The organism is Kitasatospora sp. NBC_01250 (assembly GCF_036226465.1).
In the GTDB taxonomy this organism is placed as follows: Bacteria; Actinomycetota; Actinomycetes; order Streptomycetales; family Streptomycetaceae; genus Kitasatospora.
Window position 1 is genome coordinate 2,353,776 of record NZ_CP108476.1, and the last position, 25,458, is coordinate 2,379,233.

Here is a 25,458-nt window from a genome sequence, read left to right on the forward strand (position 1 = left end):
CCGGCGGGCGGACGGACGGCGGCGCGGAGGGCGGCGCGGACCCAGCCGAAGCAGCGGTCTCAGCCGAAGTAGCTGTGGAAGTTGCCGGAGAACTCGTTGCCGTTGTACTGGTCCCAGTTGATCGACCAGGTCATCAGGCCGCGCAGACTGGGCTGCGGTCCGCTGCGCGGCACGTAGCCACCGCAGTTGGTGCCCTTGGTCAGGCAGTCCAGTGCCTGGTCCACCGCGCTGGGCGCCACATAGCCGTTGCCCGCATAGGTGTTGGCCGGCATGCCGATCGCCACCTGGGAGGGTGCGAGCGGCGGGAACATGTTGTTGGTGTTGCCCGCCACCGGGAAGCCGGCCAGCAGCATGTCCGTCATCGCGATGTGGAAGTCCGCGCCGCCCATCGAGTGGTACTGGTTGTCCAGGCCCATGATGGAGCCGGAGTTGTAGTCCTGGACGGTCAGCAGGGTCAGGTCGTTGCGCAGCGCGTAGATCACCGGCAGGAAGGCGCCGGCTCGCGGGTCCTGGCCGCCGTAGGGGCCGGATCCGTAGTACTGGTAGCCGAGTTGGACGAAGAAGGTCTCCGGGGCCATGGTCAGCACGAACTTGGCGCCGTACTTGGCCCTGAGCTGCTGCAGCGCCGCGATGGTGTTGACGATGACCGGCGTGGTCGGATTCTTGAAGTCGGTGTCACCGGCGTTGAGCGACAGGGACTGGTTCTCGAAGTCGACGTCCAGGCCGTCCAATCCCCACCTGTCGATGATCGCCGAGACCGAGCTGACGAACTCGTCGCGGGCCGCGGTGGTGGTGAGTTGGACCTCGCCGTTGGCGCCGCCGATGGAGAGCAGCACCTTCTTGCCCTGGGCCTGCTTGGCCGCGATGGCCGCCTTGAAGTCGGCGTCGGACTCGGCGGTCGGGCAGTCGGTGACCGAGCAGCGGTTGAACTGGATGTCGCCGGAGGTCACCGAGGTGGGCTCGCCGAAGGCGAGGTCGATGACGTCCCAGGAGCTGGGGACGTCGGACATCTTCAGGTAGCCGGCGCCGTTGGCGAAGCTGGCGTGCAGGTAGCCGACCAGGGCATGGGTGGGCAGGCCGTTGTCGGGCGGCGGCGTGGGGCTGCCGGTGGGCGAGGAGGTGGGCGTCCCCGTCGGCGTCCCCGTGGGACTTCCGGTGGGGCTGCCGGTGGGGCTGCCGGTGGGACTTCCGGTGGGCGAGGACGGCGGCGAGACGGTGGAGGTCGGCGAGGAGGTCGGGCCGCCGGGTCCACTGAGCGAGACGTCGTCGGCGTAGTAGGTGCCCTCGCCGTACCAGCCGTGCAGGTAGACCGTCGCGCTGGTCTGGTTCGACGCCGTGGTGAAGCTGACCGAGAGCTGCTGGTAGCCGCCGCCGGTGCTCGGAGTCCAGGTGCTGGTACCGCCGTTGACGCCGAGGTAGACGTAGGCGCCGTCCACGTAGGCGCTGAGCGTGTACGTGGTGTTCGGCGTGACGGTGACGGTCTGCGTGCACTGGGCGTCGTCCGCCGCGGTGGCCGCACCCGCCAGCGCGTGACTGCCGCCGTGCACCGGGCTGCTGACGACGCTTCCGGAACTGCCGTCGCAGCTCCACGGATTGAGCGCACCGCTCTCGAAGCCGCCGTTGACCAGGTACTCGCCGGCCGAGGCGCTCGGTGCCAGACCGAAGGTGAGGCCCACGGCACCGGCGGCGGCCAGCGCCCAGGCGGTCGTCATGGCGGCCAGACTGCGGACCCGCGGGCGGGGGCGGGCGTGTTCGTACGGGGAACCTGCTCTGGTGAGACTGCGCATGTGGGGGATGCTCCTGCGTCTCTGCTGCCGGACGGATGGGGTGGGAGGGCCCGTCGGGGCAGCACGGGGAGCGACCCCGCAGCGCGCAGCGACCCCGTTGGACTAGACCACTGAAGCGGTCCGGGCCAGTCCGTGTCAATGACCGGCGCGCCACCGGATCCAGCCGGCCGTCAGCAGCAGCGCGACGCCGGCACCGGCCATCGCCCCAGCGGCGGAACCGAGTTGCGCGAGGCCGCCGAAGAGGGCAGGACCGAGCCCCTGCGCGGTCATCGCCCCGGCCGAGAGCAGCCCGAACGCCTGCCCCTGTCGCTGCGCCGGCAGCACGGCCAGGAAGCGGCGCTGCACCCCGAGCCCGTACGAGAACCCGCCGCCGGACGCCGCCAGCAGCAGGACAGCCACCAGCACGCCCGGATGCAGCGCGAAGCCGAGCAGCGGCATCCCGAGCAGGCCGACCAGCGGCGCGACCAGCCGCTCGCGCAGCGCCGGGCGCAGCAGGCGGCCCACCACGAGATCGCCGGCCAGCATCCCCACCGGGAGCGCCCCGAGGAGCAACGCCGCGTAGCCGGGCGGCAGTCCGCGCTCGCCGGTGTACGCCACGATCAGCCCCTCGGCGCCCGCCGCGAAGGCGGGCGGCAGCCACTGGACCAGCAGCAGCCGGCGCACCGCACGGTCGGCGAGCAGCGCGCGGTTGCCCGTCCAGCTGTGCCGCAGCACCGCCGCTCCCCTGCCGTCGCCCGACGACGAGGGCAGCGCCGGCAGCCGCAGCCGGACCAGCAGCGCCGCCGCCAGATACCCCGCCGCACTGACCAGCAGCGCACCGCGTGCCCCGAGCACGGTCACCGCGGCCCCCGCGCCCGCCAGCCCGAGCAACTGCCCGCCCGAGCTGGCGACATTGCTCAACGAGCGGCCCAACACATAGGCGTCGCCCGTCAGTTCAATCGCGATCAGTCGACTGCTCGCCGCGCCGAAGACCGGGGTCAGGCAGGAGACGGCGCCGACCAGTGCGAGGGTGGCCGCCGTCGGCAGCCACACCAGCGCCGGGGCTGCCGCGGCGAGCGCCGGCAGCAGGTGGCCCGCGACGATCAGCGGGCGTGGGCGGCCCCGGTCGGCGAGCGCGCCGAGCAGCAGGGTGCCGAGCAGCTGCGGCGCGAAGCCGACGCCGAAGGCCAGGGCGCCGAGCAGCGGTGACCCGGTGGTGGCGTAGATCAGCACCGAGAGGGTGGTGATCCGCAGGCTGTCCGCCACCACGGCGAGCGTCCGGGTGACGAAGAGCAGGCGGAACAGCGGGCGGGCCAGGACCTCCCGGTAGCCGGCCGGGCCCGCGGGGGTCGTGGTGGTGTCGGTGGCGGCAGCGGTCATGCGCGGCAGCCTCCCGCAGGGTGCCCGGCCCGGCCCACTCATTCGTCGCTGGACGTAAGCTCGGTGCATGCCGCGTTTCGAGGTGGGCACCGAGGACCTGCTGCACAGCCGCTTCGCGCTCTCCCCCTCCTTCGAACTCTGCGCCCTGCTGCGCCTGTTGGAGGGAGTACCGGGCCGCCGGCTGCCCGCCGGCTGGGCGGCCCGGCTGCGCCCGGTCTTCGAAGAGCTGCGAGTCCGCACCGAGTTGGACGCGGTGCTCAGCCTGCAGAACCCGTCCTTCGGCGCGAACTTCATCGCGCCGCCGCCCACCGGCCTCGCCCAGAGCTGGGCCGACGACCTGGCCGCGATCCGGCGCACCGCGCCCGCCACGGCCCGCGCGGACATCGCGCGCTGCCTCACCGCCCGGCCGACCGTGCGCCCCGCCCGCCCCGCCGTGCGGGCGGTGCTGGCCGCGCCGGACGCGGTCGACCGGATCGCCACCGCGCTCGACCAGGCCTGGCACGCGCTGCTCGCCCCGGACTGGCCGCAACTGCGGGCCATCTGCGAGCGCGACGTGGTGCACCGGGCGGGACTGCTGGGGCGGCACGGCTGGGCGGCGGCGCTGGAGGGGCTGCACCCGCGGCTGAGCTGGCGCGACGGCGGGATCGAAGTGGCCGGCCGCACCACCGAGCCGGCCGTCCCGCTGGCGGGTGAGGGGCTGCTGCTGGTCCCCTCCGTCTTCGTCCACCCGGAGATCGCGGCGTACGTGGACGACCCGTGGCCCAAGGCGATCGTCTACCCGGCCCGGGGGATCGCGGCGCTGTGGGAGGAGCGGCCACAGGCGGCGCCCGAGGCGCTGGCCGCCCTGCTCGGGAGCTCCCGGGCCCGTCTGCTCGCCGCGCTCGACCAGCCGGCCGGGACCACCCAGCTCGCCCGCAGCCTGGCCATGACCACCGGCGCGGTCGGCGACCACCTCGCCGTGCTGCGCCGCGCCGGCCTGCTCCACCGGGCCCGGTCCGGCCGCACGGTGCTCTACTGCCGCACGCCGCTGGCCGAGGCCCTGCTCGGTGGCGCGGCGGCGGCCGACTGACACCGCCCTGACGCCGACACTGCTGTGACGCGCCAGGCCGGCTTGAGCAGCGGTGGAGTGTGAGCAAGGCAGGGGTTGTCCGATCATGGTCCGGCTCAGGACACTTGACCTTGTGGACGAACCGACTTCGACGCCCGCTGTGCCCGCCGCCCTGGTCTTCGCCGGCCAGGTGCTCGACCCGGGCTCGTTCCGTAGCTGGGACGAGCCGCCGAGCCATGCCGAGGAGGGCGTCCGGAACGCCGGCTACGCCGCCGATCTGGCCCGGGCCCGGGCGCGCAGCGGAGCCGACGAGGCCGCGCTCACCGGGGAGGGGCGGATCGGCGGGCGGCGGGTCGCGGTGCTGCTGAGCGAGTTCACCTTCCTCGCCGGCTCGATCGGGGCGGCCACCGCCGCGCGGCTGCTGCACGCGGTGGAGCGGGCGACGGCCGAGCGGCTGCCGCTGCTCGCGTTCCCGGCCTCGGGCGGCACCCGGATGCAGGAGGGCACCCCAGCGTTCGTCCGGATGATCGCCATCGCCAACGCGGTGACCGCGCACAAGGCGGCCGGGCTGCCGTACCTGGTGCACCTGCGCCACCCCACCACCGGCGGGGTGCTCGCCTCCTGGGGTTCGCTCGGCCAGGTGACCACCGCCGAGCCGCAGGCGCTGGTCGGATTCCTGGGCCCGCGGGTGTACCAGGCGCTCTACGGTGCGCCGTTCCCCGAGGGCGTGCAGCGGGCCGAGCACCTGGCGCGGTTCGGGACGGTGGACGCGGTGCTGACGGCCGGCGGGCTGCGGGAGTGGCTGACGACGGCGGTGGGTCTGCTGACCGGCCCTCAGGATTCGGTCACCGAACCAGTGGTGGCCCGGCACCCGGACGAGCCCGCAGCGGCTGCCGCGGGCTCCGTCTGGGACTCCGTGCAGCAGACCCGGCGGGCCGGCCGGCCCGGTCTGGCCGAGCTGCTGGCCGAGGCCGACACCGTGCTGCCGCTGTCCGGCACCGGCGCCGGGGAGCGGGACGACGCGCTGCGGCTGGCGCTCGCCCGGTTCGGCGACCGCAGCTGCGTGGTGGTCGGCCACGACCGGGCCGCCGCGGCCGTGCACGGCCCGGTGGGCCCGGGCGCGCTGCGCACCGCCCGCCGCGGCATGCGGCTGGCGGCGGAGCTGCGGCTGCCGCTGCTCACCGTGATCGACACCCACGGGGCGCTGCTCAGCCAGGAGGCCGAGGAGGGCGCGCTGGCCGGCGAGATCGCCCGCTGCGTGGCCGAGTTGAGCACCCTGCCCACCCCCGTGGTCAGCCTGCTGCTCGGCGAGGGCGCGGGCGGTGCGGCCCTCGCGCTGCTGCCCGCCGACCGGGCGCTCGCCACCGAGCACGCCTGGCTCTCCCCGCTGCCGCCCGAGGGCGCCTCGGTGATCCTCTACCGCACCCCGGAGCACGCGCCGCGCCTCGCCGAGCAGCAGCGGATCGGCGCCGCGGAGCTGCTGCGGGAGGGCGTCATCGACCGCATCCTGCCGGAGCCGGCGACGCCGGAGCTGTTCGTCCGGCACACCGTCGAGGCGATCCGCGAGGAACTGGCCGCCGCCGCGGCCCTCACCCCGCCGGGCCCGCGCCTGGTCCGCTTCAACGGCCTGGCGCAGTAGGGCCGTCCGACCGGCTACCCCGGGCCGGCCAGCGCGGAGCGGGCGGCGGCGACCTCGCGGCGGACGGCGGCCAGCGCGCTGCCGGTGGTGGTGTCGCGCGGCAGGGCGACAGGGCCCGGGTCCGCGCCGCCCGCGCGGATCGCCGTGGCCAGTGCCCGCAGCTCGGCGGCCACGGCGGCGACCTCGGCGGGCCGCGGCGGTTCGGCGCCCTGCTCGGTGCGGACGGCGGTGGCCGTGCTCGCGTCGATCACCCGCTCGACCGCGACCACCAGCGGCCACCAGGCGGCGGCCCGCGCGCCCACCGGCGGCGGCTCGCCCAGCGCCCGCTGGAACTCGGTGCGCACGCCGGCGAGGTCCCGGTAGAGCCGGCGCCGCAGCCGGGCCCGGGACCCGGGCACGGCGGCCGCGGCGGGGACGGCCGGCGCGGGGACGGCCGGCGGGAACACCACCCCGGGCAGCGGCGCCGTGTCAGCACCGCCCGCGGACGCGGCGCCGCCCCCGCCCCCGCCCTCACCCGTGAAGGCGCACTCCAGGTACCGCGCCACGTCGTCCACCGCGTCCGCGAGCCGGGCGCCGACCCGCGAGTGCCAGCTCTCCGGCCACAGCGCGTACCCCGCGACCAGCACGATCGCGCAGCCGAGCAGGCTGTCCAGCAGCCGGGGCGCGATCAGGTGGACGCCCTGATGGCTCAGCAGGTCGGAGAGGATCAGGATCAGCGGGGTCATCACCACGGTCTGCAGGCCGTAGCTGCGCCGCGACACCATCGGCAGGGCCGCGGCCAGCACGGCCACCACCGGCGCCTCCCAACCGCCGCGCGGGACGGTCTCCAGCACGGCCGCGGCCAGCACCAGGCCGACCACGGTGCCGAGCGCCCGCAGCACGGCGCGCGAGAAGACCGAGCCGAAGTCCGGCTTGAGCACGAAGGTGACGGTCAGCGGCACCCAGTAGGAGCGGGGCACCGTGACGGTGGAGACCAGCGTCTGGGCCAGGCCCAGGCAGAGCGCCAGCCGCAGGCCGTAGTGCCAGGAGTCGGCCGAGAGCAGCACCTCGCGGGTGCGGTCGCGCAGCCGCACCCGCAGTGGCGCCGGGCGCAGCACCGGTGTGGGCGCGCCGTCCTGGTAGCCGCCGGCCAGCACCTCGCGCGCGTGCAGAAGGGCGGCTGCGGCGGCCCGCTCGACGGGGTCGGCGGCCTCGCCCGGGGCCGGCTCGGCGGGGTGCCCAGGGAGCGCGGGGAGCGGCCTGCGGCTGTCCACCGCCACGGCGATCACGCGCACCTCGCCCGCGAGCCCCGCGCCGAGGTGGCCGCCGGCCGCGTGCACGGCGGGGGCCACCTCGACCAGCGGGGTGAGCGCGCCGAGCAGCGCGATCAGGCGCACCATGCCCCGGCTGCGCCCCGGCGCCAGCGCGCGGCGGCTGAGCAGCAGGTCGTAGGCGTGGTCCAGGGCCGCGGTCAGCCGGGTGCGCGCCAGGCTCCAGTCGGCGCCGCCGGCGGCTTCCAGCAGGTTCGCGGTCTCCCGGTACGCCTGGACCACCGCCGTCCGCTCCGGGACGCGCGAGCGGGCCGGCCAGGCGAGCAGGGCCATCGCCAGGATCAGTGCGGCGCCGAGCAGGACCAGCACCGGCCCGCGCCACCAGGGCGGCGGGAACGGCAGGCCCGCGCCGATCACCGCCATCAGCAGCACGTTGAGCCCGGCGGCGGAGGAGACCGCGCCGATCGTGCTCATCATCCCCGCGACCAGGGCGAGCCCGGTGAGCGCGCCGACCGCGACCCAGCCGTGCCCGTGCACCTGTTCGCCGAGCGCGAGCCCGGCGGCGGCGAAGAGCTGGGGGACGGCGATGTTGAAGACCCGCAGCCGGTAGGCGTCGGCGGTGTCGCCGAGCACCGCGCCGAGCGCGCCCATCGCGACCAGCGCGCCCTCCGCGCTGCGGCCGACCGCCGCACCGACGGCCACCGGCAGGGCCATCCCGATGGCCGCCCGGACCGCCGCCGCCTTGGGGACGGCGGTCGCTTGCGGGCGCAGCGTGCGGACCAGCCAGGCGGGCGGCACCAGCAGGCCGGTTCCGGTGCCGCCCGGGTCGGCCGGGTCGTCGTCGTGCTCGCTCATCCTCACCGGACGATCCTCGCCCGGCGGTCCGTCACCCTCGCGGAGGCGCGAGGACGATCCGCGCATCCCCTGCCTCGTTCGCTCTTGCTCAGTTCTGCGCGGAACTGCTATGAAATAAGCACTATCAATCACACCGGAGGGCTCCCCCGTGCCTGCGCCCGACCCGATCCTCACCGTCACGCTGAACACCGCGCTCGACCTCACCTACCAGGTGCCCGCCGTCCGACTGCACCAGAGCAACCGGGTGGCGCAGGTCGCCGCGCGGGCGGGCGGCAAGGGGGTCAACGTCGCCCGGGTGCTCCACCGGCTCGGGCACCCCGCCGTGGTCACCGGGCTGGTCGGCGGCGCCACGGGCGGCGCGGTGCGGGCCGATCTCGCCACCGCCGGGCCGACCGACGCGCTGTTCGCCGTGCGGGGCGAGACCCGGCGCACCATCGCGGTGGTGGATCCGCTCGCGGCGGACGCCACGCTCTTCAACGAACCCGGACCGCGGATCACCGCCGACGAGTGGACCGGGTTCACCGCCCACTTCGCCGCCCTGCTCGACGCGGGCTGCCGGGCGGCGGTGCTCTCCGGCAGCGTGCCGCCCGGCCTGGCGCCGGACGCCTACGCCACGCTGGTCGCCCTCGCCCGTCACCGCGGCGTCCCGGTCCTGCTGGACACCGCCTCCCCCTGGCTGCTGCCCGCCCTCGCCGCCGGCCCCGAGCTGGTCAAGCCCAACGCCGAGGAGCTGCGCGAGGCCACCGGCCTGGCCGACCCGATGGCCGCCGCCCGCGCCCTGCTCGCCCGGGGCGCGGGCGCGGTGGTCGCCTCGCTCGGCGCCGAGGGCGTGCTCGCCGTGACCCCGCAGGGCGCCTGGCGGGCCGAGCCGCCCGAGCACCTGGCCGGCAATCCGACGGGGGCCGGCGACTCGGCGGTAGCGGCACTGAGCGTCGGCCAGGTCGACTTCCTGCCCTGGTCGCAACGGCTGGCCCAGGCGGTCGCCCTCTCCGCCGCGACCGTGCTCAGCCCGCTGGCGGGCGGCTACGACGAGGCCGCCTACCACGCGCTGCTCCCGCGGGTGCGGGTCACCCGGTTGTGACCGGCGGAAACCCGGTTGGCCCGGGACTCGGGCGACACTAATCTGCCGCGCATGGATGTCAAGATCACCACGCTCGCCGACCGCCCGGAGCTGCAGGCGGCGCTCTCGTTCCCGGACAACTGGCCCGAGTTCATCCTGGCCGATCCGGTCGGCCGCGCCTTCTTCGGTCAACTGAACGACGTCTTCCCCGAGTTCACGATCGTGGCGACGAATCCGGCGGGAGCGGTGGTCGCGGTCGGGCACAGCGTCCCGTTCGCGCTGCGGCAGCCGGAGCGCGCCGGCCTGCCGCCGGGCGGCTGGGACGAGGTGCTGCTCTGGGCGTTCCGGGACCGCCGGCTCGGGACCGGGCCCGACACGGTCAGCGCGATCGACGTCACCGTGCACACCGACTGGCTCGGCCACGGCCTGTCCGCCCTGATGCTCGCCGCGATGCGCGAGAACGCGCGCTCGCGCGGCTTCGCCGAGCTGGTCGCGCCGGTGCGGCCGACCGGCAAGCACCTCGAGCCGGCCACGGCGATGGCGGAGTACGCGTTCCGCACCCGGCCCTCGGACGGCCTGCCCGCCGACCCGTGGCTGCGCACCCATGTGCGCGCCGGCGGGGTGATCGACTCGATCGCGCCCTGTTCGATGACGGTGGCCGGTCCGCTCGCGCAGTGGCGCGCCTGGACCGGGCTGCCCTTCGACACCCCGGGGCCGGTGATCGTGCCCGGCGCCCTGGTGCCGGTGCACTGCATGCCGGACGCCGACGCGGCGGTCTACACCGAACCGAACGTCTGGGTCCGGCACGCGCTGAGCTGAGACCCCCGCCGGGATCAGCGCCGAGGTGGAGGCCAGGCTGTTGAAGGGCTGGTCCGACGGGATGACCGGAGCCGTCCGACTTTCCATGCACCGGGCAGAGCACAATGGTTGAAAGTGTGTCAGTTCCTGGAAAGGTGCACGGTGCTCGACGAGTCTTCCTTCCCGTTGCTCGGCATCCCCGGCTGGCCCGGCCGGCGCGGGCTGACCATCACCGGCGGCGCGGGGCCGGCGCCCCGGTCGGCGATCCACTCCTACCTGGCCGGGGACACCCGGCGCTCGCCGGCCGCCGTGGTCTTCGGGCAGTCCAGCGAGCGCGACCAGTCCGAGGCGGTGCGCCGCAACCTGCTCGACCCGACCGGGCGCCCCGAGTACGTCGAGTCGCTGGGCGCCCGGGCCCTGACGGTGCAGGTGGACGGTGTACCGGTGCGCGCGGTGCTGGAGAGCTGGTCCGAACCGCGCCTGCGGACGGCGCGGTTCGGGTGGCGCGGCTACCTGGTGGCGGTGGGGAGTTGGGAGCTGCCGCTGGACGCGGCGTTCTTCGCCTCGCTCGGCTCACTGGAGCCGCCCCGCTGATCCCACCGTTGAGCCGCGCCGCTGATCCCGCCCGTCAGGCCTCGGGTGCGGCGGTGCGGCGTCGGCTCGCCGCGCGGGCCCAGAGTGCGACGGCCGCACCCAGCAGACAGAGCACGACGGCGACCACGATCGCCCGGTCGGCGCCCGCCGTGACGCCGGCGGCGGGCCCGGCGGCCGCATGGCCCGAGTTGATCAGGGCCAGCGCGATGGCCACCCCGAGCGCCGAACCCAGGTAGCGGGCGGTGTTGTTGGCGCCCGAGCCCATCGCGGACTGGTGGGCCGGCACGCTGCTGACGGCCAGCCGGGCCAGCGCCGCGTTCAGCACCCCGCTGCCGACACCCGCCACGGCCAGCCCTGGCACCAGCCGCAGCCAGCCGGAGCCGGGCGCCGGCCCGAACAGCGCCGCCTCGCCGATCGCGCAGGCCAGCAGCGCGGCGGCCAGCTGGGTGGTCGGGGCGAGCCGGGTGGCCAGACGGCGGGCCTGCAGGGCGGCGACCACCGACAGGCCGGACCAGATCGCCAGCACCAGGCCCGCGGCCAGCGGCGTCTGACCGAGGCCGCGCTCCAGGACGGTGGGCAGACAGCTCATCAGACCGACGATGGAGAGCCCGGTGAAGAGTGCGCCGGTGCCGGAGGCGATGAAGCCCGGGTCACGGAAGAGTGCGAGCTCCAGCATCGGCTCGGCCACCTTGGACTCCACCAGCGCGAACGCCGCGAGGCCCAGCACGCCGAGCGCGAGCAGCAGCAGCGGGGTGGTGCGCAGCCAGCCGCTGCGGCCCTCGGCCAGGCCCGCGATCAGCGCGGCGGTGGCCGCGGCCAGGGTCAGCGCGCCGAGCGGGTCGAGCCGGCGCGGATGCTCGCTGCGCGACTCGGTGAGGAAGGCGGCGGCGAGGCCGGCCAGCAGCAGCGCGAGCGCGGCGAGCACGCCGTAGACCGCGCGCCAGTTGGCCCACTGCGCCAGCAGCGCGGCGTAGACGGGGCCGACCGCGATCCCGAGGCCCACGGCGGCGCCCCAGCCGCCCAGTGCCCGCACCCGGGCCGCACCGGCCGGGTAGGCATGGCTGACCAGGCCCAGGCTCGGCGCGAGCACGGCGGCCGAGGCGCCGCCCTGGACCACCCGGGCGACCAGGAAGACGGCGGTGTCCGGGGCGAGCGCGCCGAGTGCGGCCGAGGCGGCGAGCAGCACCGCGCCGAGGGTGAAGACGCGCTTGCGGCCATGGTCGTCGGCGAGGGTGCCGGAGATCAGCAGCAGGGCGGTGAGGCCGAGCAGCGCGCCGGTGAGGATCCAGGTCTGCGCGGCGGCACCGGCGTGCAGCGCGGCGGCGGTGGGCGCCAGCGTGGTGGTCGGCACGGTGTAGGTGATCAGGACCAGCAGCGTCCCGTAGCAGGCGGTCAGCAGCGCCCGGCGCGGTCCGCGCACCGCGGTGGCGCTGACCGGGCCGCTCGCCACCGGGCTTGGGTGGGTGGTGTGCAACGTCATCTCCGCGGCCTCCCCGACCAGTCGGATCCAGTCACTCGCCGGCTTGGACGCCGGGAAGGTCTGGTGAATGAACTCACTCGACCACATGGGTCCGCTGAACGAACTGACCCAGAAGCCACCCTACACCATGAGTCTGTTCAACGAACCGACCCCGGGTACACTGCTTCCATGGCGCTCGGAACGGACTACGCCCAGCAGGACTGCTCGCTCGCCCGCGCACTGGAGGTGATCGGCGAGCGGTGGAGCCTGCTCATCGTGCGCGACGCCTTCTACGGGGTGAGCCGCTTCAACGACTTCCTGGTCCACCTGGACATCCCGCGGGCGGTGCTCACGGCCCGGCTGCGCGCGCTGGTCGAGGCCGGAGTGCTCTACAAGGAGCCCTACCAGGACTCGCCCGTGCGGTACGGCTACCTGCTCACCGAGGCGGGCCTGGAGCTCTGGCCGCCCATCCACGCGCTGGCCCGCTGGGGCGAACGGCACGCCGCCGAACAGGAGTCGTACCGCGTCTTCACCCATGACACCTGCGGAAACCGGCTGAGCCCGGCCGGCCTCTGCGTGCCCTGCGGGATCGCCGTCCCCCCTGCCCACGTCATCATCCGCCCCGCCCCCCACGGCCGGCTCAGCCCGCGCACCGACCCGGTCTCCCGCGCCCTGACCCGGCCGCACCGACTGCTCACCCCGCTGTCGACGGAGAGTCGGGCGTAGCGCGGATCAGCGGGAGTGGGCCACCAGTGCGACGTCGCACCCGGCGACGGTGGCGCCCGCGGCGAAGGCCCCAGTGGCGAAGGCTCCGGCGGCGAACGCGAAGCGGACCACCTTTCCGCTCTCGGTGCGCTCCCACTCCCAGCCACCCGCCAGCGCCTGCACCATCAGCAGGCCGCGCCCCGAGGGCAGTTCGTCGCCCGGGGCGAGCATCACGGGTGCGCGCCTGGACCGGTCGGCCACCTCCACCAGTAGCCGCCGACCGGTCCAGCGCACCGTGACCCGGCACTCCCCGCCCGCGTGTTCCAGCGCATTGGTGACGACCTCACTGGCACACACCCGCAGGTCCCCCAGTGCCTCCGGGGCGAGCGGCACACCCCAGGCGACGGCCACGGCAACGATCCGGTCACGGGCGTGCCGAACGGCGCCGGCTCCCGCGGTGACCTGGAATACATCCGACTGGGGAAGGTACACGCGCTCCATGTAGGGCATCTCCTCGACGATCCAGGGAGCGGCCGAGCTACCGTTCCGCCGTCCCCGAGCGGCTGATTGACAGTCAACCGACTTACGCCGGAGAAGAGAACGGTTCATGCTGGGCGAAGCCGTGAACGACGTGAATCAGGCAGGGGGAGCTATGACTCGCACGCCGAACAGACAGCTGGCGGCACTGCTGTCGGAAGCCCGTTGGGGCAATGACCAGCTGGCCCGCGCGGTGAACCGGATCGGCCGGGACGCCGGCCTGGAACTGACATACGATCACTCTGCGGTCTCGCACTGGCTGAAAGGCGTCCGTCCGAAACCGGCCGTCCGCCCGGTGGTCGCCGAGGCGTTCAGCCGCCGGCTCGGCCGACCGGTCACCGTCCAGGAGGCCGGCCTCGGGCCGGCGCCCACCGACGGCAAGCCCGGCGCGGACCTGGTCGACCTGGTGCGCAGCGACATGGACCCGTCGCGCCGCAGCGTGCTGACCGCCGGGCTCTACTCGGCCGCGCTCCTGGTGCCCGGCTACACCGAGCTGGCGCACCGGCTGGACACCTCGAAGCAGGAGGTGCGGGCGGGGCGCACCGTGCGGATAGGAGAGAGCGAGGTGGAGACGGTCCGGGCGATGACGGTCCGGATCGCGGGGATCCTCGACGAGCTGGGCGGCGGCCACGCCCGCCCGATGAGCGCGGCATTCCTGGCCAACACGGTGATGCCGTGGCTGCAGGCCGACGGCACGCCGAAGGTCAAGCGCTCGATGCTCGCCGCCGCCTCCGACCTGGTCTACCTGACCGGGTGGATGGCCATGTACGAACGCGCCCACGGGCTGGGCCAGCAGTACTTCACCGAGGCCCTGACGCTGGCCCAGGACGGCCAGGACCACGTGACCTACTGCCGGACCCTGCGCGGCATGTCCCTGCAGGCGGCCAACCTCGGCTACGGCCCGCGTGCGCTGGAGTACGCGGACGCCGCCGCCGAGTGCGCGCCGGCCGCCGGGCCCCGGCTGACCGCGTTCCTGCGCGGCCAGCAGGCGCACGGCGCCGCCCTGGTGCAGAACCAGCGGCTGGCCTTCACCCGACTGGGTCAGACCGAGGCGGCGCTCGCCAAGGCCGACGGGCGCAACGACGCGGTGGGCGGCTACGACTGGTCCGCGTACCACTTCCACGTCAGCAGCGTGCTGTACGCGCTCGGCGACCTGCCGGGCTCGATCCAGGCGATGCAGCAGTCCAACCGCCTGCGGCCGGCCACCGAGCGCCAGGGCCGGCTGCACGCCAACGGCCTGCTGGCGGCGCGGCAGTGGGAGCTGGGGCACATCGAGGCGGCCTGCCTGACCTGGGGCGAGTTCCTGGACGACTACACCACGCTGGCCACCGCCCGCGGCGACGAGCACTTCGACGTGCTGCGGCAGAGCGTGGTGAGCCACCCGGGCAGCCGGGCGGTGCGGCGGCTGGGCGAACGCGTCCGGGTGGTGGCCGCGCAGAAGGCCGCCGGGTAGCGACGGCCGGGTGACAACGGCCGGGGTGCCACGGCCGGGTGGCGACGAGGGCGGCGGACGGCTGGGCCGGTCGGCCGGGGGACGCGAGCGGAGGCGGGTTCCCCGAGGGCGGTCGAACCGCCGCCGCCTGCTCGCAACCTGCACGGGTTTATACCCCTCAGGGGTATAGGCTCGGTCCGCTGTCCTGCCCACGTCGAGGAAGGCGGACCATCGGCCATGGACGCGATCCGGCACGCCCTGTCCATCACCGGCTCGATGGCCTGGGAGATCACCTGGGCCCTGATCCTGGGCTTCGCGCTCTCCGCGGTGGTCCAGGCGGTGGTGCGCAAATCCACCATCGTCCGGCTGCTCGGCGACGACCGGCCGCGCACGCTCGCCGTCGCCGCGGCCCTCGGCGCGGCCTCCTCGTCCTGCTCGTACGCGGCCGTGGCGCTGGCCCGCTCGCTCTTCCGCAAGGGCGCGGACTTCACGGCGGCGATGGCCTTCGAGATCGCCTCCACCAACCTGGTGGTCGAACTCGGCGTGATCCTAGCGCTGCTGATGGGCTGGCAGTTCACCGCGGCCGAGTTCATCGGCGGCCCGGTGATGATCCTGGTGCTGGCCCTGCTCTTCCGGCTGCTGCTGCGGGACCGGCTGCTGCGCGCGGCCCGCGAGCAGGCCGACCGCGGAGTGGCGGGGTCGATGGAGGGACACGCCGCGATGGACATGTCGGTGGGCGGCGAGGGCTCCTTCGGGCGCCGGCTGCTCTCCCCCGCCGGGTTCACCGCGACCGCGCACGTCTTCGTGATGGAGTGGGCGGCGATCCTGAAGGACCTGGTGATCGGCCTGTTCATCGCGGGCGCCATCGCCGCCTGGGTGCCGGACAGCTTCTGGCACGGGTTCTTCTTCGCCGGCCATCCGGTGGCGAGCAAGATCTGGGGGCCGCTGATCGGGCCGCTGGTGGCGATGCTCTCGTTCGTCTGCTCGATCGGCAACGTGCCGCTGGCGGTGGTGCTCTGGAAGGGCGGGATCAGCTTCGGCGGGGTGGTCGCGTTCATCTTCGCGGACCTGCTGATCCTGCCGATCCTGAACATCTACCGGAAGTACTACGGCGCCAGGACGGCCGGCTTCCTGCTCGCGACGTTCTACGCGGCCATGGTGGTGGCCGGGTACGTGGTGGAGCTCCTCTTCGGCGGGCTCGGGCTGGTGCCCGACCAGCACGACGCCGAGGTCCCGACAGCGGGGGTGAGCTGGGACTACACCAGCTGGCTGAACATCGTCTTCCTGCTGCTGGCGGCGGTGCTGGTGGTGCGGTTCCTGCGGACCGGCGGGCGGGCGATGCTGCGGATGATGGGCGGCTCGCCGGACGCGGAGCACGAGGGCCACGAGGAGCACGAGGGGCACGGTCACCATGACCACGAGCACCACGAACACCACCGCCACACGCACGAGTCCTGACCCGCTCCCCGGCTACGCTCGGGCCCATGACCCGTCAACCCCCGTTCCTCGACGACGACGAGCGCCGCGCCCGGCTCGCCCGCCGGCACCTGCTCGCCCCCGCGTACCGGGCGGCCACCGTGGAGCAGGTCACCGAGGCCATGGTCGGCCTGCACGCCACCGACCCCGCGACCGTCTACCTCTCGGTCTGCGCCAGGCTGGCGCGGCCGGCCGCGGCCGAGGTCGAGCGGGCCCTCTACGAGGACGTGTCGCTGGTGAAGCTGCTCTCCATGCGACGCACCATCTTCGCCGTGACCGAGGAGTTCGCGCCCTACGTCAGCTCCTCCACCGCGCGCGCCATCGCGGTGAAGGAGCGGGCCACGCTGGTCAAGCACCTGCGGGAGAGCGCCGAGGGCTGGGACGAGCCGCGGCTGGCCGCCACCGAACAGGCGGTGCTGGCCGCGCTGGCCGCCCGCGGCGAGGCCACCACCGCCGAACTCGCCGCCGACGTGCCCGCGTTGCGCGAGACGATCCTGATGGCGCCGGGCAAGCCGTACGAGGCGCGGCAGAGCGTGGGCAGCCGGCTGCTGCGGCTGCTCGCCTCGGACGGGCACGTCCGGCGGTGCCGCCCGCGCGGCTCGTGGCTGAGCAGCAGCTACCCGTGGGCGCTGGTCCCGCAGTGGCCCGACCTGCCGGTCCGCGAGGCGAAGGCCGAGGTGGTCCGGCGCTGGCTGGCCGCCTTCGGACCGGCCACGGTGGAGGACGTGAAGTGGTGGACGGGGTGGACGCTCGGCGACACCCGCAAGGCGCTGGCCGACGTCGGCGCCGTCGAGGTCGGGCTGTCGGACGGCCCGGGGCTGGCGCTGCCCGGGGACGACCTGCCCGACGAGGAGCGGGCCGGCCAGGGGCGGGCCTTGGAGCCGTGGGCGGCGCTGCTGCCGGGCCTGGATCCGACCGTGCTGGGCTGGCGCGGCCGTGACTGGTACCTCGACCCGGCCCACATGCCCGCCCTCTTCGACCGGGCCGGCAACCCCGGCCCGACCGTCTGGTGGCGGGGCCGGGTGGTCGGCGGCTGGGCGCAGCGCGCGGACGGTGAACTGGTCTGGCGGCTGCTCGCCGACCTCGGCACCGAGGCCGAGCCCGCCGGCCGGGCGATCGCGGCCGAGGCCGAGCGGCTGGCCGGCTGGCTCGGCGCGGTGCGGGTCACCCCGCGGTTCCGCACGCCGCTGGAGCGCGAACTGACCGGCTGACCGCGCCGGGGGGACGACCCTAGCGGGTTGCCCGGGTCGCGACGGTTTCGGCGAACTCCTGGGCCAGGGTGGGCAGGGCGCCCCACTGGCGGACCGCCCAGCCGACCGCGAGGGGCGGCAGGGTGGGGATCGGGACCAGCCGGAGCGTCGGGTGGTCCGAGCCGCGCCAGCCGGGGAGGGCGGGTACCACGGCGTGGCCCAGGCCGATCCCGGCCAGCAGCACCGCGGTGTCCCAGTCGGCGACGCTCGTGGTGGCATTGGTCCCGGCGGCCGACTCGTCCTCGTGGTGGGCGAGTTGGCCGTCCAGCTGGGCACGGGCCACCGAGTTCTCCGGCAGCCGGATCGGGCGGATCCGGGCGAGGTCGGCGGGGTCGATCGACTCCCGCCGGGCCAGCGGGTCCTCGGCATGGACGGCGAGCACCCAGGGCAGTTCGACCACCAGCCGCTGCTCGATCCCGCGGACCGGGGCGCCGATGGTGATCCAGGCGAGGTCGGCCTCGCCCGCGGCGAGCGCGTCGAAGCAGCTGCGGCTGGACGTCTCGGTACGGAACTCCAGGTCCACGTCCGGGTGTTGCCGCCGGAACTGGACGACGGCCGCGGTCATGAAGTGCCGCATGGTGGTGGCCCCCGTGGTGACCCGCACCGTGCCGCGCTCGCCGGTGCGCAGATCGCGCAGTTCGCGCAGCGCCAGATCGAGGTGGCCCAGGCCCTGGGCCGCCGCCCGGTGCAGGATCCGCCCGGCCTGGGTCGGCGCCACCCCGCGCGGGCGGCGCTCCAGCAGGGTCAGCCCGAGCTCGGTCTCCAGGCGGCGGACGTGCTGGCTGATCGCCGACTGGGTGCGGGACAACTCGCGCGCGACGGCGCTGAGATTGCCGCTCTCACAGGCGGCGACGAAGACGCGGAGATCGTCGAGGGTCACGGGGAGGCAAGCTACCAGGCCGACCAGCTGAAGGGGCATGTCAAGGTATTGCTTGGAGGAATGGAAGAAAACCCGAGGATTGACTTGGGTGTCACCGGTGCAGAACCATCGTCTACGACCGGGGCGGCCACCTGTCCGCCGCAGCAGGGGGGCCGTGGCGGCGAGCCGGAATCCGGACGTCGACCGGGCTGGACAGGTGCCGACCCGGCATCGGAGGAGGACATGGTGACGGGGAATCAACCGGAGGCGGTCGACCCGGCGGTCGCCTGGCTGGGCTCGCTCGGCGCGGCCGGGATCGAGCACCCCGGCGGCACCCTGCTCGCGCACCTGGAGCGGGTACGGGCGATGCTGGCCGCCTGGGGCGCCCGCCCCGAGCTGCAGTCGGCGGGCCTGTGCCACGCCGCTTACGGCACCGACGGTTTCGCGGTCGCGCTGCTCGCGCCGCAGGGACCGGGCCGCGCCGAGCTGGTGCGGCGGATCGGCCCGGCGGCCGAGGAGATCGTGTACCGCTACGCCAGTTGCGACCGCAAGGCCTCCTACGCCGCACTGCCGCGGGCCGACGGCGCCTTCCACGACCGCTTCACCGGCACCGCGTTCGTCCCCTCCCCGGCCCAGCGCCGGGACTTCGCCGAGCTGACGGTGGCCAACGAGCTCGACCTGCTGCTGATCAGCCCGGAGATCCGGGCCCGCTGGGGCGAGGCCCTGGGGCGGCTCTTCACTTCGCTGCGGCCCCTGCTGAGTGCACCGGCCTGGCACGCGGTGACACAGGCGCTGGGTGACCCGCCGGACCGGCCGCAGGAGCGTCGCTAGCCACCGACCGTGCCGCGCGCAGCCGGCGCAGCATCCGGGCGTCCTGGAAACCGACCGCACGGGCGGCGGCCTCGGCGGTGCCGCCCTGGGCGATCAGGTGCTCGGCGTGCTCGATCCGCAGCTCCTGCTGGTAGCGCAGCGGGGTCAGCCCGGTGGCGGCGACGAACCGCCGGGTCAGCGTCCGCTCGCTGACGCCCACCGCGGCGGCGAGGTCGGCCAGCGCCAGCGGGCCGGTGTAGCCGCCGTCGATCAGGTCCTGGGCCCGGTGCACGGCGTCGGACAGGTGCGCGCGGTGCCGGAGCATCGCGCTGGCCTGCTGCTCGTCGCCGTTGCGCCGGGCGTAGACCACCATCGCGCGGGCCACCCGGGCGGCGTCGTAGGGGCCGTGGCGCACCGCGATGAGGTGCAGTGCGAGGTCGATGCCGCTGGCGATGCCGGCCGAGGTGATCAGCCGGTCGTCCACCACGTACAGCACGTCGCGCAGCACGGTGGCGCGCGGGTAGCGGCGGGCCAGGTCCTCCTGGAGGTCGTGGTGGGTGGTGCAGCGGCGGCCGTCGAGCAGGCCGGCCCGGCCGAGCGCGTCGGCGCCCGCGCAGATGCTGGCCACCGTGCCGCCCGCCGCGTGATGGGCCGTCAGGCGGTCCAGGGTGGCCTGCTCCAGTCGGCCGTTGTCCTGCGGCTGCCCGCGCTCGCGCTCGCGCGGGTCCCGCGAACTCCAGCCGGGGACCATCACCAGGTCGTCCACCGCCAGCCGTGGCCAGGCGGTGGCCGCCCGCAGTTCGAGGCCCTGGGCGGTGTGGATCGACTCCTGCTCGCCCACGAAGTGGATCTCGTAGGAGTGACCGAGCTCGGCGGCGGAGGAGAAGACCTGGGCCGGGCCGGCCAGGTCCAGCAGGTGCAGCTGGGGGGCGAGGAGGAAGACGACCTTGCTCATCCCGTCAGTCTACCGCCGGGCCCCGCCGGTGCGGCACGATCCGGTCAGCCACCGGTCGACCGCGTCCGGCGCCGGCCAGGGCTCAGCCCTGCTCCAGTTCGGCGACCGTGGCGATCCGGGCGAAGCGGCCCGCCAGCGCGTACTCGGTGCGCGCGATGATCTCCGCGGTGCCCAGGGTGCGCGGGTCGGCCAGGATCTCCGCCAGGCTGCGCCCGGCCGGGGCGTCGCGGTGCTCGATCGGGTGGGTGGCGGTGGCGTCGGTGACGAAGACGACCTGGTAGCCGAGGTCGGAGCCGACCCGGGTGGTGGTCTCGCAGCACTGCTCGGTGCGGATGCCGCAGATCACCAGCTCGCCCACGCCGTGCTGGACCAGCAGCTGCTGGAGGTTGGTGGTGGTGAAGGCGTTGTGCGAGGTCTTGGTGACCACGGGCTCGCCGTCGATCGGCGCGAGGCCCTCGATCGGGTGCACGTGGCCGAGCGCCGGGTCGAAGAGGTTGCCCGTCCCCGGCTCGCTGTGCAGCACCCAGACCACCAGGTCGCCCTTGGCGCGGGCGAGCCGGACCAAGCGGTCGACCTGCTCGACGATCTGCGGGTTGGAGACCGACGGCCAGTTGTCGTAGCGGCGGAAGGACTCCTGGACATCGATGACGATCAGTGCGGTGCGGGTGGTGGCGGCGCTTGCCTGCGTAATTTCCATGGGCACCATCCTGGCCGCCGGGCAGGCCCCGCGCGAAGGCCCGATCAGGCCCGGGTGCGGAACGATCCGGTCAGCGAGACCGGGAAATCGTCATGGCTCCTGGCACCACCTCCGAGGCCTTCGCTGTGGGGTCGGCACCCATGGGGGCCGACCAGCACCGCCCGTAGCGTGTCGGCGCATGGAGAGCACCGAGCTGACGGGACGCACCGCGCTGGTCACCGGCGCGGCGAGCGGGATCGGCCGGGCCTGCGCCCGGACCCTCGCGGCGGCGGGCGCCCGGGTCCACGTGGTGGACCTGGCCGGCGCGGCCGCGCGCGAACTGGCCGCCGAACTCGGCGGCGAGGCGCACGTGGTGGACCTGGCCGACCCCGCGGCCGTGGACCGGCTGCCCGCCGACGCCGACATCGTGGTCAACAACGCGGGCCTGCAGCACGTGGCGCCGGTGGAGGAGTTCCCGCCCGACCGGTTCGCGCTGATCCAACGGGTGATGGTGGAGGCGCCGTTCAGGATCGTCCGGCGCACCCTGCCGCACATGTACCGGCAGGGGTGGGGCCGGGTGGTCAACCTCTCTTCCGTGCACGGCCTGCGCGCCTCCCCGTTCAAGGTCGCCTACGTGACCGCCAAGCACGGCCTGGAGGGCTTCAGCAAGGTGGTCGCGCTGGAGGGCGCACCGCACGGGGTGACCAGCAACTGCGTCAGCCCGGGGTACGTCCGCACCCCGCTGGTGGAGCGTCAGATCGCCGACCAGGCGGCCGCCCACGGGATCCCCGCCGAGCAGGTGATCGAGGAGGTGATGCTGGAGCGCACCGCGATCAAGCGGTTGATCGAGCCGTCCGAGGTCGCCGAGGCGGTGCGCTGGCTCTGCTCACCGGCGGCGGGGTACGTCACCGGGACCTCGCTGACGCTGGACGGCGGCTGGACGGCGCACTGAGCGCTCAGCGGGGATCGGGCCGGTCGAGGTTCCAGTGCCGCACCACCTGGCAGATCCAGCGCTCCTCCAGCTCGGGGCCGACCCGGATGAGCGAGAAGCGGCTGATGGTGCGCTGCCCGCCCTCGGCGTCCCCGTAGAGCAGGTCGATGTTGACCCGCTCCCCGTTCTTGACCGGGTCGACCAGCGCCCGGTGGTACGGGTCCTCGGGGTCGCGCAGCGCCGCGTGCCAGAAGCTGGTGTCGCCGGGCGCGACGTAGAGGTCGCGGGCCTGGCGGCGGAAGTCGGCCGGGTCCGGGTGGACCACGTCCTGGTAGGTCTCCGGCGGCGCGAACCGCCAGCCGTGGATCACGCCGAGCCCGGGGCCGACGTTGCGGATCGAGGCGGCCAGGTACAGGTTGTCCTCGGTCAGCCGCAGGTAGCCCGCGCTGCCCGGCAGGTAGGCCCCGTGGCCGTCCTGCCAGATCAGCTTCTGCTGCGGCGCCTCCAGCCGGGAGGTGATCAGCAGCGGGCGCAGCGAGGCCTGCAGCGCGCGCTCCGCCGAGAGCGCGGCGCGGTCGGCCGAGCGGATCGAGGCGAACGAGGCGCCGGCCAGCACCAGGGTGCCCGCGGCGGTGGCCAGCGCGGAGATGACGTTCCAGTCGGCCATGGTCACCAGCCCGCTTCGCTGGCCAGGCACTGATGTGATGATCCGACCACAAGCATGGCGCGCAGCCTAGAGCACGCCCACCCCGTGCCGTACAGCGCCCCGGGCGAGCGGGTCGCGGTGGTGCTGTGCGGGGCGAACACGGACCTGTCCTGACGCGGCACTAGCTGCGGTGGCGGGCCGCGGGGGCCCGGTACGACGATCAGTGTCAGCGGGCGGGGCTACGGTCGCCGGATGGCTGAACCGACTGCTTCCCGAACCGCCGCCCCCGACATCGTGGTCACCGACTCCCCGGCGCCGGCCGACCTCGCGCTGATCTCGGACGAGCTGGACCGCTTCAACACCGAGGCCAGCGGCACCGCCGACCGCCGCCCGCTGGCCGTCCTGGTCAAGGACCCGGACACCGGCGCGGTGCTCGGCGGCCTGACCGGCCGGACCTCGCTCGGGCTGCTCTTCGTGGACCTGTTCCACCTGCCGCCCGCGCTGCGCGGCCACGGCCTCGGCAGCGAGATCCTGCGGCGGGCCGAGGAGGAGGGCCGGCGCCGCGGCTGCCGCAGCGCCGTGCTCTACACCATCACCTTCCAGGCCCCCGGCTTCTACCAGCGGCACGGCTGGCGGGTGTTCGGCGAGATCCCGTGCGACCCGCCGGGCACCAGCCGGGTGTTCATGACGAAGGACCTGGTCCCGGACCTCGGCTAGTGAGGGTCCGGCCCGATCGTCAGGGGGGCGGCCGGTGTTCGCGGTGGCGGTGGGGGTGCGTGGAGCAGGACCGCGCCCACGCAGGTGGCCACGCCCAGCAGGACGGCGGCCGCCCCCGCCAGCCGCCGCCAGGCGGGCGCCCTCACCGGGCCGCGGCCGGCACGGCGGCCGGGGCCGTCCGGGGGCCGCCGCCCGCCAGGGCGGTGGCGATCAGCACGTCCAGCAGCTCCTGGTACGCCAGCCCGGTCGCGGCCCAGATCCGCGGGTACTGGGAGGCGGCGGTGAAGCCGGGGAAGGTGTTCACCTCGTTCACCACCGGCTCCGTGTCGTCCCGCAGCAGGAAGTCGATCCGCAGCAGCCCCGAGCAGCCCAGCGTCCGGAAGACCTCCACCGCCATCTCCCGCAACCGCTCGGCGACCCGGGTGGGCAGCCGGGCGGGGATCTCGAAACGGGTCGTGCTGTCCTGGTACTTGGCCGCGTAGTCGAAGAACGGCTGCCCGCCGCGCACCCGGATCTCCAGCGCCGGGCCCACCTCCAGGCGGCCGTCCGGGTGTTCCAGCACCGCCAGGTCCACCTCGCGGCCCAGCACCGCCTCCTCCACCAGCACCTTGGTGTCGAAGGCGCGGGCGCCGGCCAGCGCCGCGTCCAGCTCCGCCCAGTCGTTCACCCTGGTGACACCGAGGCTGGAGCCGGCCCGGGCCGGCTTCACGAAGGCGGGCAGGCCCAGCCACTGCCGCTCCTGCTCCGGCAGTTCGGCCGCCGGCCCGTGCAGCAGCACCGAGGCCGCCACCGGCAGGCCGACCGAGGCCAGCAGCCGCTTGGTGACGTCCTTGTCCATCCCGGCCGCGCCGGCGAACACGCCGTTGCCCACGTACGGGACGTCCAGCGTCTCCAACAGGCCCTGCACCGTGCCGTCCTCGCCGTACGGACCGTGCAGCACCGGCAGCACGACGTCGGCGGCGGCGAGGACCGGCAGCGCCTGCGCCAGGCCGGCCCAGCAGGGCGCGCCGGTGTCGGGCAGCAGGCGCTGGAGGTCGTCCGGTCCGTACGGGCCGGCGGGCAGGTCCTCGGGGCCCGGGACCCACGAGCCGGTGCTGGTGATGCGCACCGGCCGGACCGCGTAGCGGTCGCGGTTCAGGTGGGTGATGATGCCCGCGGCCGAGGCGCAGGAGACGTCGTGCTCACCGCTACGGCCACCGAAGACCACCGCGACCCGGATCCGGTCCTGCTCAGCCATGCCGGTTCTCCTCGCTGCTGTCCAACTGGTGGGTGGTGCCGGGGGGAACGGCCGGCAGATGGCGCCGGGGCACCCGGGGGCCGATGCCGGTGAGCAGTTCGTGCGCGTTGGTGCCCGCCCAGCGGGCCCAGTCGCCGACCGTGGGCTCGCCGTGGTCCCCCGGTCCGAACACCACCACCGGCTCGCCGATGCCGACCTCGGCCGCCCCGGCGTCGAGCACGCACTGGTCCATCGCGATCCGTCCCGCGACCGGGCGGCGGGCCCCGGCGGCCCACATCGCGGCGCGGCCCGAGGCGGCGCGCGGCACGCCGTCCGCGAAGCCGAGCGGCACCAGCAGCAGGCTGCCGTCCTGCGGCGCGCGGTACTCGTGCCCGTAGGACACGCCCTCACCGGCCCGCACCGGGCGGGCCATGACGGCGCGGGCGCGCAACGTCATGGCCGGGCGCAGGCCGAAGGTGCGCCCCCGCACCGGCTCGACGCCGTACAGCCCGATCCCGGCCCGGACCAGGTCGTAGTGGGTGCTCGAATCGTTCAGCGCGGCGGCCGAGTTGGCCAGGTGCAGCAGCCGGGGGCGGAGTCCGGCCGTGCGGGCGAAGGCGACCGCCTCCTCGAAGTCCCGTACCTGGCGCGCCGTGCAGCTCGGCGCGGACCCCATCGAGCCGTCGGAGTCCACCAGGTGCGACCAGATCCCGCGGACCCGCACGGTGCCGCGCAGCTCGAAGGCCCGGGCGGCCCGCACCAGCGCCGCCCAGTCGCGCGGTGCGGCGCCGTTGCGGCGCAGCCCGGTGTCGACCTTGAGGTGCACCCGCGCGGTGAGCCCGGTGCGCGCGGCCCAGGCCGCGACGCCGGCCAGGTGCAGGTAGGAGGAGACCGAGAGGTCGATCCCGGCCCGCAGCGCCGGGGTGAAGTCCTCGTCGGGCAGCTGCATCCAGCTGAGCACCGGCGCGGTGAGACCGGCCGCGCGCAGTTCCAGCGCCTCCCGGGTCGAGGTGACGCCCAGCCAGCTCGCGCCGTTGGCCAGCGCGGTACGGGCCACCGGCACCGCGCCGTGCCCGAAGCCGTCCGCCTTGACCACCGCCATCACCGCGCCGCGCGAGCGCGCCGCCAGCAGCCGGGTGTTGTGCGCGATCGCGCCGAGGTCGACCACCGCCTCGGCGTAGGCGTCGCCGCTCCCGGTCGACCGCGTGGTGGTGCAGGTGTCCTGACCCCGTCGGGCCCTGCTGTGCCCGTCGTGGGGCACCGGGCCCCGTTCTCTCGTCGCGCTCCGCATGAGCACCGGCCTCCTGGTGTCGCCGTTTCCGCACGCCACTCCAGCCGAGACCCCGTTAAACCCCGGTGAGGTGATCACTCACACCCAGCTCACACCGGGTCTGCATAC

General features: G+C 74.8%; 23 protein-coding genes. 12 read left to right on the forward strand and 11 right to left on the reverse strand.

The features are described 5' to 3' along the window. Positions 1-59 precede the first annotated feature (59 nt). A complete protein-coding gene (locus tag OG500_RS09675) occupies positions 60-1,712 on the reverse strand; it encodes a chitinase (RefSeq protein WP_329578663.1) in 1,653 nt (550 codons plus the stop codon). Between the two features lie 210 nt (positions 1,713-1,922). Beyond that, entirely contained in the window at positions 1,923-3,146 is a 1,224-nt protein-coding gene (locus OG500_RS09680; RefSeq protein WP_329578665.1) for an MFS transporter, read from the reverse strand. Positions 3,147-3,213: 67 nt separating this feature from the next. Here OG500_RS09680 and OG500_RS09685 point away from each other — a divergent pair, with 67 nt between their 5' ends. After that, positions 3,214-4,215, forward strand: a complete 1,002-nt coding sequence (locus OG500_RS09685; protein ID WP_327066117.1) for an ArsR/SmtB family transcription factor — start codon at positions 3,214-3,216, stop codon at positions 4,213-4,215. A gap of 112 nt (positions 4,216-4,327) precedes the next feature. Next, on the forward strand, positions 4,328-5,833 hold the full coding sequence (locus OG500_RS09690; RefSeq protein ID WP_329578670.1) for a carboxyl transferase domain-containing protein: 1,506 nt from the start codon (positions 4,328-4,330) through the stop codon (positions 5,831-5,833). Positions 5,834-5,847: 14 nt separating this feature from the next. Here the strand turns inward: OG500_RS09690 and OG500_RS09695 are convergent, their stop codons facing one another. Further along, entirely contained in the window at positions 5,848-7,938 is a 2,091-nt protein-coding gene (locus OG500_RS09695) for an FUSC family protein (RefSeq protein WP_329578673.1), read from the reverse strand. A 148-nt stretch (positions 7,939-8,086) separates the two neighbouring features. On the opposite strand from OG500_RS09695, the gene OG500_RS09700 reads away from it, so the two are divergent. From OG500_RS09700 to OG500_RS09710, 3 genes are all read left to right on the forward strand, one after another. Beyond that, positions 8,087-9,019 (forward strand): 1-phosphofructokinase family hexose kinase, encoded by a 933-nt coding sequence (locus OG500_RS09700; protein WP_327066120.1) that lies wholly within the window; start codon positions 8,087-8,089, stop codon positions 9,017-9,019. A gap of 51 nt (positions 9,020-9,070) precedes the next feature. After that, positions 9,071-9,817: an N-acetyltransferase gene (locus OG500_RS09705; RefSeq protein ID WP_327066121.1), complete on the forward strand. Its 747-nt coding sequence runs from the start codon at positions 9,071-9,073 to the stop codon at positions 9,815-9,817. A gap of 141 nt (positions 9,818-9,958) precedes the next feature. Then, positions 9,959-10,390, forward strand: coding sequence for a hypothetical protein (locus OG500_RS09710; RefSeq protein WP_329578677.1), 432 nt, complete (start codon positions 9,959-9,961; stop codon positions 10,388-10,390). A 34-nt stretch (positions 10,391-10,424) separates the two neighbouring features. Here the strand turns inward: OG500_RS09710 and OG500_RS09715 are convergent, their stop codons facing one another. Continuing rightward, the gene (locus tag OG500_RS09715; RefSeq protein ID WP_329578680.1) at positions 10,425-11,870 is read right to left on the reverse strand and encodes an MFS transporter; all 1,446 of its coding nucleotides are present in this window, start codon (positions 11,868-11,870) and stop codon (positions 10,425-10,427) included. 168 nt (positions 11,871-12,038) lie between these two features. Between OG500_RS09715 and OG500_RS09720 the strand changes: the two genes are divergently transcribed. Continuing rightward, on the forward strand, positions 12,039-12,575 hold the full coding sequence (locus OG500_RS09720) for a winged helix-turn-helix transcriptional regulator (protein WP_329578682.1): 537 nt from the start codon (positions 12,039-12,041) through the stop codon (positions 12,573-12,575). A 6-nt stretch (positions 12,576-12,581) separates the two neighbouring features. On the opposite strand, the gene OG500_RS09725 is transcribed toward OG500_RS09720, so the two are convergent. Then, on the reverse strand, positions 12,582-13,055 hold the full coding sequence (locus OG500_RS09725) for an ATP-binding protein (protein WP_329578685.1): 474 nt from the start codon (positions 13,053-13,055) through the stop codon (positions 12,582-12,584). 151 nt (positions 13,056-13,206) lie between these two features. Between OG500_RS09725 and OG500_RS09730 the strand changes: the two genes are divergently transcribed. From OG500_RS09730 to OG500_RS09740, 3 genes are all read left to right on the forward strand, one after another. Next, positions 13,207-14,544, forward strand: coding sequence for a hypothetical protein (locus tag OG500_RS09730; protein ID WP_329578688.1), 1,338 nt, complete (start codon positions 13,207-13,209; stop codon positions 14,542-14,544). A gap of 216 nt (positions 14,545-14,760) precedes the next feature. Beyond that, positions 14,761-15,981 carry a permease gene (locus OG500_RS09735; RefSeq protein WP_329578691.1) on the forward strand — a complete coding sequence of 407 codons (1,221 nt, stop codon included), beginning with the start codon at positions 14,761-14,763 and terminating at the stop codon, positions 15,979-15,981. 26 nt (positions 15,982-16,007) lie between these two features. Next, on the forward strand, positions 16,008-17,210 hold the full coding sequence (locus OG500_RS09740; RefSeq protein ID WP_329578694.1) for a winged helix DNA-binding domain-containing protein: 1,203 nt from the start codon (positions 16,008-16,010) through the stop codon (positions 17,208-17,210). Positions 17,211-17,229: 19 nt separating this feature from the next. On the opposite strand, the gene OG500_RS09745 is transcribed toward OG500_RS09740, so the two are convergent. Further along, entirely contained in the window at positions 17,230-18,129 is a 900-nt protein-coding gene (locus OG500_RS09745) for a LysR family transcriptional regulator (RefSeq protein WP_329578697.1), read from the reverse strand. A gap of 222 nt (positions 18,130-18,351) precedes the next feature. Between OG500_RS09745 and OG500_RS09750 the strand changes: the two genes are divergently transcribed. Then, positions 18,352-18,939 (forward strand): DUF6817 domain-containing protein, encoded by a 588-nt coding sequence (locus OG500_RS09750; protein ID WP_327066130.1) that lies wholly within the window; start codon positions 18,352-18,354, stop codon positions 18,937-18,939. Here the strand turns inward: OG500_RS09750 and OG500_RS09755 are convergent. After that, complete coding sequence (locus tag OG500_RS09755; protein WP_329578701.1) at positions 18,845-19,873, reverse strand: GlxA family transcriptional regulator; 1,029 nt, start codon at positions 19,871-19,873, stop codon at positions 18,845-18,847. The genes OG500_RS09750 and OG500_RS09755 overlap by 95 nt on opposite strands. Before the next feature lie 82 nt (positions 19,874-19,955). Then, a complete protein-coding gene (locus OG500_RS09760) occupies positions 19,956-20,570 on the reverse strand; it encodes a cysteine hydrolase family protein (protein WP_329578704.1) in 615 nt (204 codons plus the stop codon). A gap of 178 nt (positions 20,571-20,748) precedes the next feature. Here OG500_RS09760 and OG500_RS09765 point away from each other — a divergent pair, with 178 nt between their 5' ends. Further along, positions 20,749-21,501: a 3-hydroxybutyrate dehydrogenase gene (locus OG500_RS09765; RefSeq protein WP_327066133.1), complete on the forward strand. Its 753-nt coding sequence runs from the start codon at positions 20,749-20,751 to the stop codon at positions 21,499-21,501. A 4-nt stretch (positions 21,502-21,505) separates the two neighbouring features. Here the strand turns inward: OG500_RS09765 and OG500_RS09770 are convergent, their stop codons facing one another. After that, entirely contained in the window at positions 21,506-22,177 is a 672-nt protein-coding gene (locus OG500_RS09770; protein WP_329578709.1) for a hypothetical protein, read from the reverse strand. Positions 22,178-22,378: 201 nt separating this feature from the next. Here OG500_RS09770 and OG500_RS09775 point away from each other — a divergent pair, with 201 nt between their 5' ends. After that, positions 22,379-22,843: a GNAT family N-acetyltransferase gene (locus OG500_RS09775; RefSeq protein ID WP_329578712.1), complete on the forward strand. Its 465-nt coding sequence runs from the start codon at positions 22,379-22,381 to the stop codon at positions 22,841-22,843. A 142-nt stretch (positions 22,844-22,985) separates the two neighbouring features. On the opposite strand, the gene OG500_RS09780 is transcribed toward OG500_RS09775, so the two are convergent. Both OG500_RS09780 and alr read right to left on the reverse strand, forming a co-directional pair. Continuing rightward, complete coding sequence (locus OG500_RS09780; protein ID WP_329578715.1) at positions 22,986-24,080, reverse strand: D-alanine--D-alanine ligase family protein; 1,095 nt, start codon at positions 24,078-24,080, stop codon at positions 22,986-22,988. Beyond that, positions 24,073-25,320 (reverse strand): alanine racemase, encoded by a 1,248-nt coding sequence (gene alr / locus OG500_RS09785; RefSeq protein WP_329578718.1) that lies wholly within the window; start codon positions 25,318-25,320, stop codon positions 24,073-24,075. Before alr ends, OG500_RS09780 begins: the two co-directional genes overlap by 8 nt. Between the last annotated feature and the right edge of the window lie 138 nt (positions 25,321-25,458).

Excerpts from the sequence above, each read along its gene's own strand:
- OG500_RS09760 (WP_329578704.1), bottom strand. The coding sequence starts at position 20,570 with ATGGAAATTACGCAGGCAAGCGCCGCCACCACCCGCACCGCACTGATC.
- OG500_RS09725 (WP_329578685.1), bottom strand. The coding sequence starts at position 13,055 with ATGGAGCGCGTGTACCTTCCCCAGTCGGATGTATTCCAGGTCACCGCG.
- OG500_RS09750 (WP_327066130.1), top strand. The coding sequence starts at position 18,352 with ATGGTGACGGGGAATCAACCGGAGGCGGTCGACCCGGCGGTCGCCTGG.
- OG500_RS09755 (WP_329578701.1), bottom strand. The coding sequence starts at position 19,873 with ATGAGCAAGGTCGTCTTCCTCCTCGCCCCCCAGCTGCACCTGCTGGAC.
- OG500_RS09740 (WP_329578694.1), top strand. The coding sequence starts at position 16,008 with ATGACCCGTCAACCCCCGTTCCTCGACGACGACGAGCGCCGCGCCCGG.
- OG500_RS09695 (WP_329578673.1), bottom strand. The coding sequence starts at position 7,938 with ATGAGCGAGCACGACGACGACCCGGCCGACCCGGGCGGCACCGGAACC.
- OG500_RS09730 (WP_329578688.1), top strand. The coding sequence starts at position 13,207 with ATGACTCGCACGCCGAACAGACAGCTGGCGGCACTGCTGTCGGAAGCC.
- OG500_RS09705 (WP_327066121.1), top strand. The coding sequence starts at position 9,071 with ATGGATGTCAAGATCACCACGCTCGCCGACCGCCCGGAGCTGCAGGCG.
- OG500_RS09675 (WP_329578663.1), bottom strand. The coding sequence starts at position 1,712 with ATGACGACCGCCTGGGCGCTGGCCGCCGCCGGTGCCGTGGGCCTCACC.
- OG500_RS09720 (WP_329578682.1), top strand. The coding sequence starts at position 12,039 with ATGGCGCTCGGAACGGACTACGCCCAGCAGGACTGCTCGCTCGCCCGC.
- OG500_RS09735 (WP_329578691.1), top strand. The coding sequence starts at position 14,761 with ATGGACGCGATCCGGCACGCCCTGTCCATCACCGGCTCGATGGCCTGG.
- OG500_RS09775 (WP_329578712.1), top strand. The coding sequence starts at position 22,379 with ATGGCTGAACCGACTGCTTCCCGAACCGCCGCCCCCGACATCGTGGTC.
- OG500_RS09765 (WP_327066133.1), top strand. The coding sequence starts at position 20,749 with ATGGAGAGCACCGAGCTGACGGGACGCACCGCGCTGGTCACCGGCGCG.
- OG500_RS09715 (WP_329578680.1), bottom strand. The coding sequence starts at position 11,870 with ATGACGTTGCACACCACCCACCCAAGCCCGGTGGCGAGCGGCCCGGTC.
- OG500_RS09680 (WP_329578665.1), bottom strand. The coding sequence starts at position 3,146 with ATGACCGCTGCCGCCACCGACACCACCACGACCCCCGCGGGCCCGGCC.
- OG500_RS09780 (WP_329578715.1), bottom strand. The coding sequence starts at position 24,080 with ATGGCTGAGCAGGACCGGATCCGGGTCGCGGTGGTCTTCGGTGGCCGT.
- OG500_RS09685 (WP_327066117.1), top strand. The coding sequence starts at position 3,214 with ATGCCGCGTTTCGAGGTGGGCACCGAGGACCTGCTGCACAGCCGCTTC.